13 protein-coding genes are annotated in these 19,194 nt (G+C 53.4%); 10 read left to right on the forward strand and 3 right to left on the reverse strand.

Features of this window, described 5'->3' with window-relative positions; genetic code table 11:
- Nucleotides 1–60: 60 nt before the first annotated feature.
- From CPA50_RS04940 to CPA50_RS04955, 4 genes are all read left to right on the forward strand, one after another.
- The gene (locus CPA50_RS04940) at nt 61–4,950 is read left to right on the forward strand and encodes an NAD-glutamate dehydrogenase (protein ID WP_096781335.1); all 4,890 of its coding nucleotides are present in this window, start codon (nt 61–63) and stop codon (nt 4,948–4,950) included.
- An 83-nt stretch (nt 4,951–5,033) separates the two neighbouring features.
- Nucleotides 5,034–5,714: a carbonate dehydratase gene (gene can, locus CPA50_RS04945; protein ID WP_096781336.1), complete on the forward strand. Its 681-nt coding sequence runs from the start codon at nt 5,034–5,036 to the stop codon at nt 5,712–5,714.
- 30 nt (nt 5,715–5,744) lie between these two features.
- The gene (locus CPA50_RS04950; RefSeq protein ID WP_096781337.1) at nt 5,745–6,809 is read left to right on the forward strand and encodes a class I SAM-dependent methyltransferase; all 1,065 of its coding nucleotides are present in this window, start codon (nt 5,745–5,747) and stop codon (nt 6,807–6,809) included.
- A gap of 4 nt (nt 6,810–6,813) precedes the next feature.
- Entirely contained in the window at nt 6,814–7,995 is a 1,182-nt protein-coding gene (locus tag CPA50_RS04955) for a class I SAM-dependent methyltransferase (RefSeq protein ID WP_096781338.1), read from the forward strand.
- A 19-nt stretch (nt 7,996–8,014) separates the two neighbouring features.
- Here CPA50_RS04955 and CPA50_RS04960 read toward each other — a convergent pair whose 3' ends face one another.
- A complete protein-coding gene (locus CPA50_RS04960) occupies nt 8,015–8,635 on the reverse strand; it encodes a riboflavin synthase subunit alpha (RefSeq protein WP_096781339.1) in 621 nt (206 codons plus the stop codon).
- Between the two features lie 203 nt (nt 8,636–8,838).
- Between CPA50_RS04960 and CPA50_RS04965 the strand changes: the two genes are divergently transcribed.
- The 5 genes from CPA50_RS04965 (at nt 8,839) to CPA50_RS04985 (ending at nt 13,069) form a co-directional block, all read left to right on the forward strand.
- Nucleotides 8,839–9,675, forward strand: coding sequence for a hypothetical protein (locus tag CPA50_RS04965; RefSeq protein WP_096781340.1), 837 nt, complete (start codon nt 8,839–8,841; stop codon nt 9,673–9,675).
- 61 nt (nt 9,676–9,736) lie between these two features.
- Nucleotides 9,737–10,414, forward strand: a complete 678-nt coding sequence (locus CPA50_RS04970) for a TetR/AcrR family transcriptional regulator (protein WP_096781341.1) — start codon at nt 9,737–9,739, stop codon at nt 10,412–10,414.
- Between the two features lie 55 nt (nt 10,415–10,469).
- The gene (locus tag CPA50_RS04975; protein ID WP_096781342.1) at nt 10,470–10,970 is read left to right on the forward strand and encodes a L,D-transpeptidase; all 501 of its coding nucleotides are present in this window, start codon (nt 10,470–10,472) and stop codon (nt 10,968–10,970) included.
- A 33-nt stretch (nt 10,971–11,003) separates the two neighbouring features.
- Nucleotides 11,004–12,287, forward strand: a complete 1,284-nt coding sequence (locus tag CPA50_RS04980) for a mechanosensitive ion channel family protein (protein ID WP_096781343.1) — start codon at nt 11,004–11,006, stop codon at nt 12,285–12,287.
- Nucleotides 12,287–13,069, forward strand: coding sequence for an S-methyl-5'-thioinosine phosphorylase (locus CPA50_RS04985; protein ID WP_096781344.1), 783 nt, complete (start codon nt 12,287–12,289; stop codon nt 13,067–13,069). The genes CPA50_RS04980 and CPA50_RS04985 overlap by 1 nt, the downstream gene beginning before the upstream one ends.
- On the opposite strand, the gene CPA50_RS04990 is transcribed toward CPA50_RS04985, so the two are convergent.
- A complete protein-coding gene (locus CPA50_RS04990; RefSeq protein WP_413772153.1) occupies nt 13,047–13,694 on the reverse strand; it encodes a CsiV family protein in 648 nt (215 codons plus the stop codon). The genes CPA50_RS04985 and CPA50_RS04990 overlap by 23 nt on opposite strands.
- Before the next feature lie 104 nt (nt 13,695–13,798).
- Nucleotides 13,799–17,329 carry a transcription-repair coupling factor gene (gene mfd, locus CPA50_RS04995; RefSeq protein WP_096781346.1) on the reverse strand — a complete coding sequence of 1,177 codons (3,531 nt, stop codon included), beginning with the start codon at nt 17,327–17,329 and terminating at the stop codon, nt 13,799–13,801.
- Nucleotides 17,330–17,533: 204 nt separating this feature from the next.
- On the opposite strand from mfd, the gene CPA50_RS05000 reads away from it, so the two are divergent.
- On the forward strand, nt 17,534–18,988 hold the full coding sequence (locus CPA50_RS05000; RefSeq protein ID WP_227519579.1) for a glyceraldehyde-3-phosphate dehydrogenase: 1,455 nt from the start codon (nt 17,534–17,536) through the stop codon (nt 18,986–18,988).
- Nucleotides 18,989–19,194 lie beyond the last annotated feature (206 nt).

The following is a 19,194-nucleotide window of genomic DNA, read 5'->3' on the forward strand; positions in this document are numbered from 1 at the left end:
TGACTATGCTTATCACACGATATTCTGATTACGTTTATTTCACACTAACTGAGGTCGCCCATGAATGCGCTGACAGTGGCCAGCAAAGATCAGTTTTTTGAACTTTTGGCTGAAGAGTTTTCCAGAAAGATTGCCAAGGCCGAAGCCAGAAAAATCAGCGAATTTGTAAAGCAGCATTATGCTCATACGCCATTGGAGGAGCTGGTCAGCCGGCGCCTCTCCGATACCTATGGTGCGGCACTTGCAGCCTGGCAGTTTCTGCAGAAACGCAGTGCCGAGGAAACTCCCGTCGCAGTATTCAATCCGGACCTGGAGAGCGATGGCTGGCAATCCACACATACCGTGGTGTTTATTCTGCATCCGAACATTCCGTTTTTGATCGATTCCCTGCGCATTGCTGTGAATCAGCGGGAAATCGGTACCCATTCAATTCAGCATTCCATACTCCAGTTAGAGCGTGACAAGGCTGGAAAGCTCAAAAATCTGCTGGCCACCAAAAAAAGCGACGCCGCCTCCGCCTATGAGGCGTTTATCGTTCTGGAAATTGACAGGCACAGTGATCCGGAAGATCTGAAGGAGCTGGAGCAGGCTCTGCAGGTTGTTTTGCACGAGGTGCGTATTGCAGTCTCAGACTTTCCGGTGGTTACCGGCAAAGTCAGCCAGATTGTAGATGAGCTGGATAACACTAGCGCCGGGATAAGTAGTGAACAAAAGGAAGAGGCTCGTGCGTTCCTGGGGTGGCTGGAGCACGACCACTTTACTTTTCTCGGCTACGATGAGTACGACTTTGTCAGTGACAAATCGGGCATGGTGGTTCGCCGGGTTGAAAATTCCGAGTTGGGCATACTTCGTGTGAATAATGAGCGCCCTGACCGGGTTCATCTCAATGAGCTGCCCAAGCGCACGCGCCATGAGATGACGCGGGCTGACGATATATTTATTTTTGCCAAGTCTGCCCAGCGCTCCCGGGTTCACCGACCGGCCTACCCGGATTACATTGCCGTCAAGAAGTTCAATAAAAAAGGCGAGGTGGTTGGCGAACACCGTTTTCTCGGTTTGTATACTGCGCGCGCTTACAATGAGCGTCCCGATGAGATTCCGCTGCTGAAGCGCAAGTTCCAGAATGTGATGAAACGCTCCGGTTTTCTGCGTGCTGACTATGCGGGCAAGGAGCTGGAACAGATACTCACGCTCTATCCCCGTGATGAGCTGTTCCAGATTGACGAGGATGAGTTGCTGGATGTTGCCAAAAATATCCTGTACATCCAGGAACGGCGGCACACTGAACTGTTTATGCGCGAAGACGTGTATGGTCAGTTTGTTACCTGTCTGGCGTTTTTTCCACGGGATATCTACAACACGGAACTTCGCCTGAAGGTTGAGCAGGTACTTCTCGAACGCCTGGATGCCGAAGACATCGAGTTTGTTACCCACTTCTCAGAGTCTGTACTGGCGAGGGTACAGTTCACCATTCGTGTTCCTCAGGTTGAAAACCGCAAGCTGCCAATCGCTGAGATACGAGAAAAAGTCATCGAGATGGCTCAGTCGTGGCGCGACGGGCTCTCGGATTCCCTGAGCGAAGCCTACGGTGAAGAGCAGGGTAATGAGCTCTACAGGCTCTGGGCCGCAGGCTTTCCTGCCAGCTACACAGAGATGTTCTCCGCGCGCAGGGCAGCTCTTGATCTTGAGCATATTTCGACTGCTTCGACTCGCAATGACCTGACGATGAGTTTCTATCGGGCACTGGAAGAGGACGAAAGCACGCTGCACTTCAAGCTGTTTTTCCCCGACCAGCCTCTGCCGCTGTCAGATGTCATGCCCATTTTCGACAACCTGGGTTTCCGTGTCCTGGGAGAACATCCGTTTGAAGTAACTGACCGCAATAACAAAACCGTCTGGATTCATGATTTCACACTTTATGCCCATAACGGCAAGGTGGTGGATATTCACCGGATACGACCAATTTTCGAAGAGCTGTTCCATCGTGTGTGGTACGGCGAAGCGGAAAATGATGCTTTCAACCGGATGCTCATTTCTTCTTACATGAGCTGGCGGGAAATTGCGTTGCTGCGCACCTACGCCCGTTATATGCGTCAGATTCGCTTTTCCAACAGCCAGACCTTCATCTCGAATACGCTGGTTAACCATGTTGAGCTCGCCCGGATTCTGCTTGAGTACTTTGACGTCCGTTTCAACCCGGATCGTTTTCAGAGTGAGGGCAAGTGCCAGGCGGCCCAGCAGAAACTGGAGATCGAGTTCAACGCGGGGCTGGAAGAGGTGGAGAACCTCAGTGAAGACCGTGTACTTCGTCTCTATCTTGAATTGATGCAGGCGACACTGCGTACCAACTACTACCAGCTTGATAAAGCTGGCGGCCCCAAGTCATACATCAGTGTGAAGTTTGACCCTTCCCGTATTCCGGATATGCCATTGCCGCTGCCTGTATTCGAGATTTTCGTGTACTCGCCCCGGGTGGAGGGTGTACACCTCCGTGGTGGCAAGGTAGCCAGGGGCGGGTTGCGCTGGTCCGACCGCTTTGAAGACTACCGGACCGAAGTGCTGGGGCTGGTCAAGGCCCAGCAGGTTAAAAACGCGGTGATCGTGCCAGTGGGCGCCAAGGGCGGTTTTGTTGCCAAACAACTGCCGGATTCGTCAGACCGCGAAGCTTTCCAGGCGGAAGGCATTGAAGCGTACAAAACATTTATCCGGGGGCTGCTGGATATTACGGACAACCTGCAGGATGCCGGTATCCTGCCTCCACCACGTGTGGTTCGCCATGACGGGGATGATCATTACCTTGTTGTTGCGGCGGATAAGGGTACCGCTACATTCTCGGATATTGCTAATGGTCTGGCTGCAGAATATAACTTCTGGATGGGTGATGCTTTTGCCTCCGGCGGCAGTAATGGTTACGACCACAAGAAGATGGGTATCACCGCCCGGGGTGCCTGGGTGTCTGTGGAGCGGCATTTCCGGGAAGTTGGTATTAATCCTGCCGAAGACGAGTTTACGGCGATTGGTATTGGCGACATGGCGGGGGATGTGTTCGGGAATGGCCTCCTGAGCTCCGAGAAAACCCGCCTGGTGGCTGCATTTAACCATATCCATATTTTTGTGGATCCGTCTCCAGACGCAGGAAAAAGCTATAAAGAGCGCAAGCGGCTGTTTGAAAAGCCCAGGTCTGCCTGGACCGATTACGACACCAAACTGATTTCCAAAGGTGGCGGTGTTTTCAGCCGTAACGCGAAGTCCATTCCGGTTAGCCCGGAAATCAAGAAGCTCCTGGGTATCAATTCTGATCGGGTACCCCCTAACATGCTGATTTCCCATATCCTGAAGGCGCCTGTCGATCTTCTCTGGATTGGAGGTATCGGCACTTACGTAAAAGGCGGTCGCGAATCCCATAGCGATGTGGGAGATAAAGCTAACGATGGTTTGCGTATCAACGGGGAAGAACTGCGCTGCAAGATTGTAGGAGAGGGTGGCAACCTGGGTATGACCCAGCTGGGCCGTATCGACTATGCCCTGAATGGGGGGCGGTTGAATACGGACTTTATTGACAACGCTGGCGGTGTTGACTGTTCGGACCATGAAGTCAATATGAAAATCCTTCTCAATCGCGCCGTTGCCATGGGTGATCTGACGGCCAAACAGCGTAACCTCATGCTGGAAGAAATGACTGATGATGTTGCTGCTCTGGTTCTCAGGAACAACTACCGGCAGACCCAGGCCATCAGTATTGCCAATGATGATGCGGCTTCCCGGCTTGAAGAATATCGCAGGTTGATGAATGTCTTTGAGAGTGAAGGCAAGCTCAACCGGGCTCTGGAGTTCCTGCCGGATGATGAAACCCTGTCTGAACGCAAACTGAACAAAAAGGGGCTGACGCGACCCGAGCTCTCTGTTCTGATTTCCTATGTCAAAGGCGACCTGAAGCAGACTCTGATAGACAGCAGCCTGCCAGATGATCCGATGCTGGCGCGGGAAATGTACAAGGTGTTTCCCCGCGCTCTGACCAAAAGATTCTCAAAAGAGTTAGGTGAGCACCAGTTGCGGCGGGAGATTATCGCCACACAGGTTGCCAACGATATGATCAACCACATGGGCATTACCTTTGTGGAGCGACTGAATCAATCAACAGGAGCAGACGCTGCATCCATTGCGCTGGCGTGGCTGATTGCACGGGACGTGTTCCGGATTGATAACTGGTGGGACAAAATCGAAGATCTCGATTTCCACATTCCGGCGCAGTTGCAGATGGAGTTGATGCGCGACCTTATGCAACTGATGCGTCGCTCTGTACGCTGGCTGTTGCGTAATCGCCGGGCAGAGCTGAGTATCCAGAACCACATGGAACGGTTTGCGGATAGCGTATGGGCTATTACCGCCGGGTTGCCAGAGTATCTGGGCGAACAGGCCCGTACTGACTGGGAAAAGCGTAACGAGGCACTGGTCAGCATCGGGCTGCCGGCAGAACTGGCATCAGTGGTATCGGGGACAGGCTATTTATACTCCTCGCTGGGCATTATTGAAGCGCAGGAAGCCACTGGAATGCCGCTGAAAACCGTTGCAAATCTCTATTATGAGTTGGGTGACAGGCTCGATCTGAACTGGTTTGCTACTGCAATAGCGGGCCTCAAGCCGGCATCTCACTGGCAGGCACTGGCGCGGGAGAGTTTCCGGGAGGATCTGGACTGGCAGCAGCGGGCGCTGACTACAGGGGTGCTTAATCTGGCTGCAAAAGCCGAGGACGTGCCTGTCTGTGTAGAGGAGTGGCTGCAGCGACACGATGCCATGATCGAACGCTGGAAAACCATGCTTCTGGAACTCAAGAGTGTGAGGGAACCCGAATATGCAATGTTCTCGGTTGCTCTGCGTGAGTTACTTGATCTTGCGCAAACCACTTTGCATCAGCCCCATGGGGACAGCAAGCCTGAGCCGGCCCCGTAACATGACTCAGACAAACTGAGTATTGCGTTGAAGCCATGATTCCCGTTCAATCGTGACCGGGAATCATGAAATGGAGTCTGTTAATGGGTCAGCTTGACCGTATTCTTGAAAAAAACCGGGCATGGGCCGAAGGTATCAAGGCCGAAGATCCGCAGTTTTTTCATCGTCTCTCGAACCAGCAGGCGCCTGAGTATCTGTGGATTGGCTGTGCCGATAGTCGCGTGCCGGCCAACCAGATTGTTGACATGCTTCCGGGTGAGCTGTTCGTGCACAGGAACGTTGCCAACGTTGTTGTGCATACTGATTTTAATTGCCTTTCGGTACTGCAGTTCGCGATAGAGGTTTTGAAAGTAAAGCATATTCTGGTAGTCGGCCATTATGGCTGTGGCGGTGTCAGAGCTGCTTTGCGCAATGAAGGCTTCGGGCTGATCAGTCATTGGCTGAGGCATGTACAGGATGTGCGGGACCGTCACCAGGCAGTGCTGGATGCAAGTTCCAATGAGCATGACCGGATTGACCGGTTGTGTGAGCTGAATGTGGTTGAACAGGTTGGGCATGTGTGTCAGAACAGCATTGTTCTGGAAGCCTGGAAGCGCGGTCAGCAACTTAACGTGCACGGTTTCGTGTACGATGTCGCTGATGGCATACTCCGTGATATGGGTATATCAGTTTCCGGCCCTGAAGACTGGGAACAGATCAAGCAGAACAGCCTGGATGAACTGGTATTGCGCCCGGTGCGCTCAGGTCGCCAGAAAAAAGTCTAGTTTCAACCGCACAACGGCGTTGTCCAGTCCATGCAGAGTTTATCCGGCTCCGGTTTACCTAATTCCCATCAGGCACTGCTAAAAAACCAGTCCTTGTTATCCGGCCGGCTGGCCTTGCTGGGTGTAGCCTCGGCACATCTGTTGCGAGAGCTTCCCGGCACTGGTCTTGCCATGAGCGAACACGCAGGGGTTTTTCATGCGCTGGGGCAGCAGGGCGCCTGGCAGGCTTGTTTTGGCTATGAAGATCCGGTTCTGGCAAATGGCGGCTCCTATGACACTGTTGTGGTGTTTTTGCCCAAAGCCAGAGCCGAACTGGAAATGCGACTGGCACTGGCACATTCGCTGGCAGCAGAGAATGCGCGATTGATACTGGTGGGGGAAAAAAAGGAAGGCATCGCCGGAGCCATAAAACAGCTGAAAGCGATTGCTCCCCAGGCCTCTAAAGTTGACAGCGCACGCCATTGTCAGGTCTGGTGTGCGGAAGGCATCAGAGTGGCACAGGGGTTCCGGGTTCAGGACTGGGTGACCTGGGGGAGTGCAGAGTGCGCGGGAATATCCGTCGAGGTTGCCGGGCTGCCTGGTATCTTCAGCCATGATGGTCTGGACAAAGGCACGCGACTGCTGCTCGAAACGCTTGCCAGGCAACCAGTTAATGCGGAACGATTACTGGACTTTGCCTGTGGAGCGGGTGTTATTGGTGCATGGATTCAGGCATGGCAGGCTGAGAACAAGGTATCCATCGCCGGTGTCGATGGTGTGGATGTCCAGTCCCAAGCGGTAATCTGTGCAAGGGAAACCTACCAATGTAATCACGCCGCCGGGAGAATTTTCGCTTCAGATGGCCTTGCGGGCATCGACGGGCTCTGGTCCGGGGTTGTCAGCAACCCACCATTTCACACTGGTGTAAAAACCGATACATCCATGACCGAGCAGTTCCTTCAGGACGTAAAGAGGCACTTGTTGCCGGGTGGGGAATTGCGTCTGGTTGCCAATAGCTTTCTGCCTTACGAGCCCCTTATCAAGCGTTACATCGGACGCGTCGAGCGCCTGAGTGAAGACGGGCGCTTCACAGTTTACCGCGCTTTTATGGGATAGTTCGATGTCTGGTCTAACAACCGCAGTACTGGATTTCGCCGGTGGCAGCCTGACTTTGAGTCGCCCTGGTACAAATGATCCGGCGCTCCGCGCCTGGAGTGCCGCCGATGAACTGCTCTTGCAGACGGCGTTTGATCACCTGGAAATGGCGCCGGATTCCCGGGTATTGGTGGTTGACGACCAATACGGAGCCTTGACGCTGGGGTTGTCCCGGTTTACACCGGATGTGGTTGCTGATAATGCACAGTTAAGTGCTGCTCTGGTACTTAATGCGAGCCAGAATCCCGGCAATCCGGCACCTGCACGCACATACAGCTGGTTGCAGCCCCCCGCCGGTTCTTATGATCTGATTCTGCTGAAGATCCCCCGCGAAGCGGACTATCTGGCCTGGCTGCTACGCTGGGTCAATAGCGCGCTCAAAACAGATGGAGTCATACTCGCGGCAGGGATGATCAAGCATCTGCCGGATCGCAGCGTTGACGTGTTTGCCGGAACAGTTGACGTGCGACAGGTGGGCCGGGCGGTAAAAAAAGCACGTGTTATCAGTTGCGGCCGGGGGCAGGCAACACTGGATAACTGGCCGGGTACCTGGAAGGGCTATGAGTTGGGAAAAGACAGTGGGCTGGAGGGCAGTCTGAAAAAAGGTGGGATTCGCGTCGCCGCCATGCCTGCGGTGTTTGCACGGGAGAAACTGGATATTGGTACACGATTGATGTTGCCCCACCTGGCAGCCGCTCTCGAGCCCTGTCGCTCTGGTGCACGTGTTCTGGATCTGGCATGCGGCAATGGCGTTCTCGGTCTGGCTGCGTTGGCCGCGAAACCGGATATTGAGATCACTTTCAGTGATGTTTCCAGTCAGGCAGTTCTCAGTGCGCGCAGTAATGCAGAAGCTGCATTTCCCGATGCCAGGGCTTTGTTTGCACATTCGGACGGGATCGCCAGCCATAACGAACCGTTTGAACGGATTCTGTTAAATCCTCCGTTTCATGAAGGCGGAGTGGTTGGCGATCATATTGCATTAAGGCTTTTCGAGCAGGCATCACGGAATCTGTCTTCAACGGGACGCTTGCTTATGGTGGGAAACCGGCACCTTGGATACCACCGGAGCTTGCGACGTTTTTTTTCGCAAGTCCGTCAGGTGGATGCTGATCCGAAATTTGTGGTCTTCGAAGCCTGGCGCGGATGACTGCCTCGCGGTCTGTAACTTATAATTCTGCCGCAGGACGGTCGTAACCCAGGCGCGCCAGTGTATCCACGATGGTTTGTGTCTGGCTGTCGATTTCGATGTTGACCTTCATACCTTCTTCTATTGCGCCAAAGGTTGTGGCCCGCAGGGTTTCCGGGATCAGGTGAACATTGAACCGGTTTCCGTCTACCTCGCCAATGGTAAGGCTGGCACCGTTGATCGCAATATAGCCTTTGGGAAAGATGTAGCGAGCCCACTGGTCTGGAACCTGAAACCAGATTGTCACGTTGTTTTCCGGGCGCAGAATTTCAACCACACTTGCGGCTGTGTGGATGTGCCCCGATAACAGATGACCACCAATCTCATCTCCGATACGCGCTGCCCGCTCAAAGTTGACATTATGTCCCGGTTCCAGATCGCCTAGTGTTGTCAGTCTCAGGGTTTCCTGCATGGCGTCGAAAAACAGAGTGTTGCCGGACTGGCGGGTAACGGTCAGACAGGTACCATTTATGGCAACTGACGCGCCAATACTTACATCCCCTGCGCTGTTATCTGGCAACCGGATTGCAAAGGTACTTAACCCGGTTGCAGCGGTGACATTTTCAACAACGGCAATACCCTGAACAATACCGGTAAACATATGAAGGCCTCTTTAGAGAATGGCGAGTATCAGTGAGTGCAGCAGTGGAAGGAAAGGATAGCGAGCACGACAGCTGTTGCCAAGTTTGGAGGTGCAAGTTCTAACTGGAAAGTCAGATGATTAAAGGTATGGGGCGGCTGGTCGATACTCTGTGAGATCATGCTCTTGAATCAGAGGTTTCATAACGAATTGGATAAACCGCCATGGCTCAGAATCAGAGTGCTGAAGAAGCTGTAACAGGAGCCGCGCAGGGTGCTGTGTTGCGTCCCGGGCGGTCTGCTGACCCTGCCCCTGCGCAGCCAGACCCGGACGAGGGTGCTGAAGCTGGTGAGGTGGATAGTGTTCAGTCCGGCGAAAAGCCAGAGGAGGGCGCTGATAGCTCTGATGGTACGGATCCGGCTCAGGCTGAGTCGCGTCAGCGAACGCTGAGGCTGATGCTGCGTCAGTGTGATCGCGTGTTACTGATGGATTTTGACCTGCTGGCCATGAACGACTGGCCAGACAGCTTCAGTGTTGCAGCTGCACGGCGAAGCCGGGATTTGTGGATGTTTTGTGCTCTGGTAGCTGCAATTATATTCCTGAGTGGCCTGACGGGTTTTGTACCCGCCTGGATTGCCGGGGGCGGATTTGGAGCCTTCGTCATTATTCTGTTATTGGGCATTCCAGCCATTCGTCGGATTTACACGTCGAAACCTTCTTATCTAGACTTGTTGATCCGGCGCCAGCGTATGATGCGTGATGCCCGGAAACACGCTGAGCACCTGGAAGGTAAAGATGGGTTGATCTGGCAATGTGCCCGCATGACCGATTTTAATCCTGCCCTCAAAAATACCAGGTTCAGCAGTCTGCTGCGGTTGTCGGAGCAGAAAGCTCTGCCCCGGGCTCTGTCCCGGCGGGAGCATGTGAGGCTTTATCTGATTTATCTTCTTGAGGCGGAGAAAGCATATAGCCGTGCTCAGGCAGCTTTTTTCGAAGGTAATCAGGATGCGATTGACAAGGGCTGGCAAAAAGCCGCTGCGAGTCCGGAGGACAGGGCTTGACATAAATGCGAGTCAAACGTATGTTTCAAACAGTCGTTTGCTTAGAGGCGCTCAAAATAAAATGGCCCAGTCGGATACTGTTGATCGAATTCTTGATGCTGCAGAGGAGTTATTTGCTGAACGTGGTTTTGCAGAGACTTCACTGCGCATGATAACCAGCAAGGCGAAGGTAAACCTTGCTGCGGTAAACTACCACTTTGGCTCCAAAAATGCGCTGATCCATGCAGTCTTTGGTCGTTTTCTGACACCATTTTCAGCAACACTCGAGAACGCATTTGACGAACTTGAAGCGCGTTGTGAAGGTAAGCCTCCAACGTTGCATCAGACTCTTTGGGCTCTTACTGAGAGCGCTGTTCGTATGCCTCAGCGCAATGAGATGGGTATTTCTATCTTCATGCGACTGCTTGGGTTGGCGTATACCCAGTCGCAAGGGCATTTGCGCAAGTTTCTTGAGCAGGAATACAGCCAGCCATTCAGCCGGTTTATGCATATGTTGAAGGAAGCCACGCCACAGCTCTCAGCTGTGGATCGTTACTGGCGTATACAGTTCATGCTTGGAGCTACTGCGTTCACAATGTCGAGCAGTGATGCTCTGCAGGATATTCTGCGCAACAAACTCGGTGTTGAAACTACCGTTCAGGAAATTGCCGCACGCCTTGTACCTTTTCTTGCTGCCGGCATGCAGGCGCAGGATGCATTGCTGATTCCTTCCATAAATCAAAAGATCCCGGTTGCCTGAGTTGTATCCTCTCGGTTAGGCTTTGCCCTGAATCCTGAAGGGAGCCTGGCCCGTTGTGAACCATCACAACCACAATTCCTGTTCAATTGATATCAACCTGGCAGACCAGAGTCTTGCCCTGCTTGATGCGAACGGGAGCACTATTATCCGCTATCCTGTTTCCACTGCGCTCAATGGCGTGGGTGAGCAGGACGGCAGTGGCTGTACACCGGCAGGTGAACACTACATACGAGCGATGATTGGTGCCGGGCAGCCTGCCAATACCGTTTTCTGTGCCCGTCGCCCCACAGGTGAAACCTACACCCCTGAGCTTGCAGCTACCAACCCCGGACGCGACTGGATTCTCAGCCGCATCCTCTGGTTATGCGGACTGGAGAAGGGGAAAAACCGTGGCGCGGGCGTTGATACTTTCCGCCGCTTTATATACATACACGGTACCCCGGATACTGAGCCAATGGGGCTGGCGCTTTCCCATGGCTGTATTCGTATGCGAAATGACGATGTCATAGAGCTTTTCGGGTATGCCTGGCCAGGGATGCCGGTTACCATTCGCTGAACCTAGACTGACAACACTGATTAGAGGGATCTGATGATCGGAGACATTATGGCCACTCTTGACGGCTGGATAGATAATTTTGGCGTGCTATCTGAGCCATGGCGTGTAGGTATTGTGGTGTTTTCGCTGGTATTCGGAACTGCTGCTGTTGCCTATATATTCAGTCATATCATTACGGCCCTGGAACGGCGGTTCACGAAGACCAATAACCTCTGGGATGACGCAGTACTGCATGCTGCCCGTAAGCCAGTAGTGGCGTTTGTCTGGCTTCAGGGGGTTTACTGGGCCGCAGAAGTGGCTCACAACTACTCATCGGCCGAAATTTTCAAAGCCAATGAAACTGTACTCAAAGTAGGCTTCATTTTTATCTTTGTCTGGGCATTGCTCAGGGCGATAAAAGAAGGAGAGGGCATTCTTGTCTCTCCGGTAAAAATGAAAAAGCCGATGGATTACACCACCATTAATGCGATCAGCAAGCTGACCAGGGCCGTGGTCATCATTACAGCGGTGCTGATCAGTCTGCAGTCTCTTGGCTATAGTCTTTCGGGCGTACTTGCCTTTGGTGGTGTGGGCGGTATTGCTGTGGGTTTTGCAGCCAAGGATTTGCTGGCCAACTTTTTTGGTGGATTTATTATCCATCTGGACCGGCCGTTCAAGGTTGGTGACTGGGTACGGTCGCCGGATCGTAACATTGAGGGAACTGTAGAGCATATCGGGTGGCGGGTTACCACTATCCGGACATTTGACAAGCGTCCTCTCTATGTCCCCAATGCGACGTTTACAACCATCGCTGTAGAAAATCCCTCGCGAATGACCAACCGGCGTATCTACGAGACCATCGGTATCCGGTATGCCGATGTGGGCGATATGGCGACCATTGTGTCCGATATCCGGTCCATGCTTGAGAGTCACGACGATATTGATAATAAACAGACCTTGATCGTGAATTTTCTGGCATTCAATCAGTCATCGCTGGATATCATGGTTTATGCCTTTACTAAAACGACCCAGTGGGTCCGTTACCATGAAGTGAAGCAGGATGTGCTTTTGAAAATCAGCGATGTGATTGCAGACCATGGCGGCGAGATAGCCTTCCCGACTCAGACCTTGTACATCAATGATGATGGCCGGTCCTCCGAGACAGAAAACGAGACCGGAAATGGTCGCAGTAAGCCAGATGAAAACGCGAGAAGTATTGACGGGAATCGCTCGCCACGCGCTAGTCAAGGTAGCCGCATGCAAGACCCTGGCCGCCGTAACGATACCCGGGAGGGCGATGTTGGTGAACAGTCCCTGGATGCGGGAGATGGAGATTGATGTCAGATACAGGCAGTGTGGTAGGGATTATTGGCGGCACCGGCCTGACAACTCTTTCAGGCCTTGAAGTCAAAGGCGCGCGAACTGTGGACACGCCATGGGGTGTGCCGTCTTCAGATCTGACCGAGGGGTGTCTTGATGGTCAGTCTGTGATGTTCCTTTCCCGTCATGGTAATCCCCACCGGATACCGCCCCACGAAGTGAACTACCGGGCGAATATAAAAGCTCTTTATGACGCGGGAGTGCGAACGGTAGTCGGAGTGAATGCGGTGGGCGGGATTCATTCAGATATGGGCCCGGCTTGTGTGGTTATCCCTGATCAGATCATTGATTACACCTGGGGCAGGGCAGGCACTTTTTTCGAGGGTGATCTGGAAGCAGTAACCCATATCGATTTTACCTGGCCCTACGATCAGGCTGCGAGGGATATTCTGATACGGGCTGCAACAAACTGTCAGGTGCCGTTTGCCGGGTTTGGTGTATACGGCGCAACTCAGGGTCCCCGGCTGGAGACGGCTGCAGAAATACGCCGTATGGAGCGGGACGGATGTGATCTGGTAGGGATGACCGGTATGCCGGAAGCGGCTCTGGCTGCGGAATTGGGTATGCGCTATGTATGTCTGGGCCTGGTTGTAAACCGGGCGGCAGGGAAGTCTGATCACATTATTACCATGGAAGAAATCGAAGCAGCCATCGAGCAGGGTATGTCTGGTGTCAGACAGATTCTTGAAAACTCGATGGCTGATCTCGGTGCGCTTGCTAGTTTGTCGCAATCTTCCTGAAGAATACGAGGACGCCGATAGTGGGGGAGTCCAGGAAGTGAATTTCCTCGCTTCGCATCCTGCGGGTTTCGCGGATCCAGGTCAGTAGCTCTGGCGGTATGTCAGGGTTGACGGCCAGCTCTGTTACTGTGCTGCTGTCGATGGTTTCGCCTGCACTGTCGCCTTCGATGACTCCCGTAGTGTCAACCTTTCCTTCCTGCCAGTGATTAAGATGAGCGGTGACGTGCAGGTAGCGCCGCCGATCGATTGTAATATACCCTTCAACTTCTCTTTGGCCTGCCTGCTTCAGCCAGTCTCCGATTTCAATACGCAGCGGCTGGCCTTTATAGTTGGGAGGGAAAGATTCGTACCATCCGGCGGACATAAGCACCCGGTAGCGACCGCTGCGCTCCAGCCGATTGGCTGCGCTCCCTAGGTGTAGCTGGTTAGGTGATGCGAGTTTGAATGACGAGATCACGTTGCCGTCACCGGTCACACGATAAAGATCTTTGCTGGTGTCCACCGGCGGCTCTACTTTCCGATTGAACATGCGCTCATTCACTGCACCCGGATCGACTATGCGCTCCAGAATGACGAACTCTGCCCGGTAAAAGTTGTTGTTGCTCTGCTGTGCATGGCTAACCATCGCAGTCGATAGTAATAAAGCCGTCAGAAGTGTACGTGCCAGTAGCTGATACATGCGATTACCGTCAGTCTGCAAGAGGTTGCTCCAGTTTTGTTCGGGCCGCTTCAGGTGGTTGCGGCACTTGGTGCAGGTGCAAGTTCGCCCAGCATCCCGGAAATGCCGTCGAGTTTACCATTGGTTGAGACGTCCTTCAGCCGAAAACGGAAGCTGTTGGCACCCTCAAGGCGATATGTGTCCGGAGCGGATTGCATTTTTTTAACCAGCGTCAATGGATCCACCGGCGTTGAGCTGCCAAATTCAATACGTGCCCATTCCTTGCCTGCGTCTACTTTAACAATGCCCAGAGCTTCCGCCTTGAGTCTGAGCTCGGTTTGCCGAACCAGGTTTTTGGCTGGCTCCGGTAATAAACCGAAGCGGTCAATCATCTCAACCTGAAGTTCTTTTAATGCATCGCGGTCGCTGACACTGGCAATTCGTTTGTAGAGCATCAACCGGTTATGAACGTCCGGGAGGTAATCCTCCGGGATCAGGGCCGGTATACGAAGGTTCATTTCTGTGCCGTGGCTAAGAGGGAGTTCGGCGTTGGGTGTGCGACCTTCGCGAATGGCTTTTACGGCTTCATCCAGCAGTTGCATGTACAGGGTGAAGCCGATGCTTTCAATCTGCCCGCTTTGCTCGTCGCCCAGCAGTTCGCCGGCACCGCGAATCTCCAGATCGTGAGTTGCAAGCATAAAGCCGGCACCGAGATCCTGGGCTTCGGAAATAGCTTCCAGTCGTTTTTTTGCGTCTGGTGTTATCGCTTTCGGTGGGGGTGTCAGCAGATAAGCGTATGCCTGGTGGTGTGAGCGGCCAACGCGGCCACGAAGCTGGTGCAACTGGGCGAGTCCGAATTTGTCTGCACGCTCGATAATAATGGTGTTGGCGCTGGGTATGTCGATGCCGGTTTCGATGATGGTGGTGCACACCAGCACGTTAAAGCGCTTGTGGTAAAAATCGGACATGATCTGTTCAAGCTGCCTTTCCCGCATCTGGCCATGAGCTACGCCCACCCGGGCCTCAGGTACGAGGCTCCGGAGATCCTCTGCGGTTTTTTCAATGCTTGCCACGTCATTGTGCAGAACATACACCTGGCCGCCCCGCAGAACCTCCCTCAGAATGGCTTCCTTGACTGTCGCCTCATCGCGCTGGCGTACAAATGTTTTCACCGAGAGCCGCCGGGCAGGCGGTGTGGCGATGATGGAGAGGTCTCTCAGGTGCCCCATCGCCATATTGAGCGTTCTTGGAATGGGTGTTGCAGTAAGATTCAGCATGTCTACTTCAGCACGCAGGGCTTTCAGTTTTTCTTTCTGCCCGACGCCGAACCGGTGTTCTTCATCAATGATTACCAGGCCAAGATTTTTGAAGTGGATGTCGCCCTGAAGCAATTTGTGGGTACCAATGACAATATCGGCTTTGCCGTTTTCGATGGATTCCTGGGCCTTGCTGGTCTGGCTGGCGCTGCGAAAGCGGCTTAGCAGTTCGATATTGACTGGAGTATCCGAGAAGCGATCGCGGAAGGATTCATAGTGTTGCTGGGCCAGCAGCGTCGTTGGTACAAGCACTGCGACCTGCTTTCCCGACCATGTGGCCAGGAAGGCGGCGCGCATGGCAACTTCGGTTTTTCCGAAACCGACATCGCCGCATACCAGTCGGTCCATGGGCTTTTCGTTGGTCATGTCTTCGAAGACGGCCTGGATAGCAACCTGCTGATCCGGTGTCTCCTCAAACGGAAAGCCTGCTGCAAAGGCGCGATATGCTTCTTTCGGGTCTTCAAAGGCGAACCCCTTGCGGGCTTCGCGGCGGGCGTATACATCCAGAAGTTCGGCTGCGGTATCGCGAATTTTTTCAAGAGCCTTTTGCTTGGCTGTGCTCCAGCGTTCAGTGCCAAGCTTGTGCAGTGGGGCGTGCTCTGTGTCTGAACCGGCGTAGCGGGAAATCAGATGCAGGCTGGATACAGGCACGTATAATTTTGAGCCACCGGCATACTCAAGCATCAGAAACTCACTGGACTCACCTTCTACGGTAATGGTTTCCAGCCCGAGGTACCGGCCAACACCATGGTCGATATGTACGACGGGTGAGCCGACTCTGAGCTCAGACAGGTCGCGATAGCCATCGTCATTTACTTCCGTTGGCTTGTCGCGTCGTCGACGCTGTAAAACCCTTTCGCCGAACAGGCCGGTTTCAGTGATCAGGGCAAGGTTGTGATCCGGTAATACCAGTCCCTGCTCCATTGGCGCAATGGTAATGCCCAGTGTGCCGCTCTCATCCGCCAGAAATTCGTGCCAGTTCTCAAAGCCCTTTAGTTGGAGTTGGTGCTCGCCAAGATTTTCAATCAGAGCTTCGCGCCGGCCTGAGGACTCTGCGCATATGAGTACCCGTCCGGCAAAAGTCTGAATAAAACGTTTAAGCCGTCCCGCCGGGTCAGCCGCTCTTGCGTCCATGGCTATTTCCGGAAGCGCTTCGCTTGAGCAGTTGGTTGCGCCGCTCCCCTCGGCCAGCTCAGGTGTTGTGGTTACCCGGGGAAAGGCTTTGAGATAACCAAACAGTTCGTCCTGCTGCAAAAACAGTACGGAAGGTGGAAGGATCGGCCGCAGTCGGTCATGACGGCGATCTTCGTGCCGGTTCCGGGTTTCTGTATCGAAGTGGTGGACGGCTTCGTTCAGGCCCTCGGCCGTAAAAACATGGGTGGTGTCCGGCAAGTAGTCAAAGAGCGTTGCTGTCTGGTCGAAAAACAAAGGTAGATAATATTCAATGCCCGGAGGTGTAATGCCGTGGCTGACATCCTGGTATATAGGCGCATTTTTGTCCGCATTTGGAAACTGCTCGAACCAGCGTCCACGGAAGCCGGAACGGGCCTCTTTGTGCCATGGGAATTCGTAAGCAGGGAGAAGTTCGATACGTTCGATCCGGTCGATGGAACGCTGGGTTTCCGGATCGAAAGTGCGCAGGGTTTCAACTTCGTTATCGAACAGGTCGATCCGGTAGGGCAGGTTGGAGCCCATGGGGAAAATATCGAGTATTGAGCCACGAACGGCGTACTCCCCATGCTCATAAACGTTTTCAGAGTGTCGGTAGCCTGCCGTTGCCAGCTGCAGGCGCCAATTATCGATGTCCAGAGACTGACCGGTTTCCAGTAGCAGGGTGTTGCCCTGGAGATAGCTCACCGGCGGCAGCCGGTGCATCAGGGTTCTGGCGGGAACTACAATCACGCCATGCTGGATGCCTGGCAATCGGTGCAAGGTACGAATCCGCCTGGAGGTAATATCCTGATGCGGTGAAAACAAATCGTAGGGCAGGGTTTCCCAGTCAGGCAGCGATAGCAGTTCCAGTCCGTCTTCAGTAACTGTGGCACCATCTTCCTCTGCCGGCAGGCCCAGAAAAAACCGCATGGACTGCTCCAGCCGGATTGCGTCGGCTGTGCTGCGTGTGATTACCAGAGTGAGCCCCTTGTGGGCCCTTGCGCTTTCACATATGGCCAGAGCGTCGCTGCTGCCATGCAATTGCCCCCAGGTGCGATGATCCGCCGGTTTCCCGGGAAATTGCGGCGCGATCAGTGTTCGCAGTGGAGTGGAAGTCGGGGCACCTTGATTCATGGGCAGTCGTTTTCTCCTGCTGTGGGGGTTGAAGGGCCTGTGAGCGGGCTATTCTAACGCCCTCAGGTGGCGGTGTCATGGCGGCACGCTTCGATGTTCGTGTCAGTTCGTATTTGCCGTTAGCCGGTTTAAGTTGGATAATGCCCCACCTTAATTATTCGACGTGCGAAAAACACAGGGGTCCCTAACGTGAGTCACGAGCAGATGAACCAGTGCCTGTCCAACTGGATGGACAGAGAATCCACCGCGGAGGCGATGATTCCGCTGATCGGCCGTCTTTACCGGAAAAACAACGTTGTCACCTCCGTATACGGTCGCGCAATTATCAATCAATCAGTTATTGATATTATTCGCGCGCACAGGTTTGTACGCCAGGTGGAACAAAGCGAGTTGTCTGTCCATGACACTCTGCCAATTCTGCAGGCCATGGACCAGATGGAGCTTGGGCGTGCACACGTCGACATCGGTAAGCTGGCTGTAAAATTCAAGGAGGAAGGCGGTGATCTGACCGAGTTCCTCAAGAAAGAAATCGGCCCGGTAGTTGGGCTTTACCCTTCCCAATCGGAAGAAGATGCCAGTAACGACACCAAAGATGTTGTGCTTTATGGCTTCGGTCGTATCGGGCGTCTGCTTGCGCGTATTCTTATAGAGAAAGCTGGTGGCGGTAATAATCTGCGTCTGCGGGCGATTGTTGTGCGCCACGGTGGCGCTGAAAGTGACCTGGAAAAACGTGCCAGCCTGCTGCGCCGCGATTCCGTGCATGGTCCCTTTGACGGCACTATCAGTGTGGATGAGGAAGAATCGGCGCTGATTGTCAACGGCAATTATATCAAGGTGATCTATTCAGCAGGCCCTGATAAGGTTGATTACACCCAGTACGGGATCAACAACGCGATAGTTGTGGATAACACAGGTATATGGCGTGATGAGGAAGGCCTTGGTCTGCACCTTAAGTCCAAGGGAGTTAGCCGGGTGCTGCTTACTGCGCCGGGTAAGGGCGATATCAAGAACATCGTTTACGGTATAAACAGTGACTGGATTACAGCCGAAGACAAGATCCTGTCTGCAGCTTCCTGTACTACCAATGCCATTACTCCTGTGCTGAAGGCGATCTATGACGAGTATGGCATTGAAGACGGCCATGTTGAGACAGTGCACTCATACACCAACGATCAGAACCTGATTGATAACTACCATAAAGGTAGTCGCCGTGGCCGGAGTGCTGCGCTGAACATGGTTATCACCGAAACCGGTGCTGCAAAGGCGGTTTCCAAGGCCTTGCCGGAGTTGACAGGTAAACTGACCGGCAACGCTATCCGGGTTCCGACTCCGAATGTCTCCATGGCAATCCTCAATCTCAACCTGAAAAAAGAGGTTGATGTGGAAGGTGTTAATGATTTTCTGCGTGAGATGGCGTTGCACTCGGAGTTGCAGAAACAAATCGATTTTGTGAACTCTCCGGAAGTTGTATCTACTGACTTCGTTGGTTCACGTCATGCCGGCATCGTTGATGCCCAGGCGACAATTACTGCTGGAAAACGGCTGATTCTCTATGTCTGGTATGACAATGAGTTTGGTTACAGTGCGCAGGTTATCCGGGTGGTTAATCAGATGGCTGGCATCAGCTATCCTATTTTCCCGAAGCGTTCGCGCGACTGAGAACAAGCGCCGGAATGGGCGCTGACAGCATCAGGAAAACGGCACCGGAAGGTGTCGTTTTTTTTTGTTTGGGGTAAACCCCGCCCCAGATTTACGTTACTGCACAAACCTGTTCTTGTTTCAGGTGGAAATAGCTTGCCTTAAACTCTATAATTGGCGCGATTTTGGGTATGTCCGGCTCCCCCGTTTCCCGACGTTGCTTCTGG

Origin of the sequence: Marinobacter sp. ANT_B65, assembly GCF_002407605.1 — a bacterium.
Classification (GTDB): domain Bacteria; phylum Pseudomonadota; class Gammaproteobacteria; order Pseudomonadales; family Oleiphilaceae; genus Marinobacter.

Coding starts and splice junctions, on each gene's coding strand:
- CPA50_RS04940 (WP_096781335.1), top strand. CDS start 61: ATGAATGCGCTGACAGTGGCCAGCAAAGATCAGTTTTTTGAACTTTTG.
- can (WP_096781336.1), top strand. CDS start 5,034: ATGGGTCAGCTTGACCGTATTCTTGAAAAAAACCGGGCATGGGCCGAA.
- CPA50_RS04950 (WP_096781337.1), top strand. CDS start 5,745: ATGCAGAGTTTATCCGGCTCCGGTTTACCTAATTCCCATCAGGCACTG.
- CPA50_RS04955 (WP_096781338.1), top strand. CDS start 6,814: ATGTCTGGTCTAACAACCGCAGTACTGGATTTCGCCGGTGGCAGCCTG.
- CPA50_RS04960 (WP_096781339.1), bottom strand. CDS start 8,635: ATGTTTACCGGTATTGTTCAGGGTATTGCCGTTGTTGAAAATGTCACC.
- CPA50_RS04965 (WP_096781340.1), top strand. CDS start 8,839: ATGGCTCAGAATCAGAGTGCTGAAGAAGCTGTAACAGGAGCCGCGCAG.
- CPA50_RS04970 (WP_096781341.1), top strand. CDS start 9,737: ATGGCCCAGTCGGATACTGTTGATCGAATTCTTGATGCTGCAGAGGAG.
- CPA50_RS04980 (WP_096781343.1), top strand. CDS start 11,004: ATGATCGGAGACATTATGGCCACTCTTGACGGCTGGATAGATAATTTT.
- CPA50_RS04985 (WP_096781344.1), top strand. CDS start 12,287: ATGTCAGATACAGGCAGTGTGGTAGGGATTATTGGCGGCACCGGCCTG.
- CPA50_RS04990 (WP_413772153.1), bottom strand. CDS start 13,694: ATGGTTAGCCATGCACAGCAGAGCAACAACAACTTTTACCGGGCAGAG.
- mfd (WP_096781346.1), bottom strand. CDS start 17,329: ATGAATCAAGGTGCCCCGACTTCCACTCCACTGCGAACACTGATCGCG.
- CPA50_RS05000 (WP_227519579.1), top strand. CDS start 17,534: ATGAACCAGTGCCTGTCCAACTGGATGGACAGAGAATCCACCGCGGAG.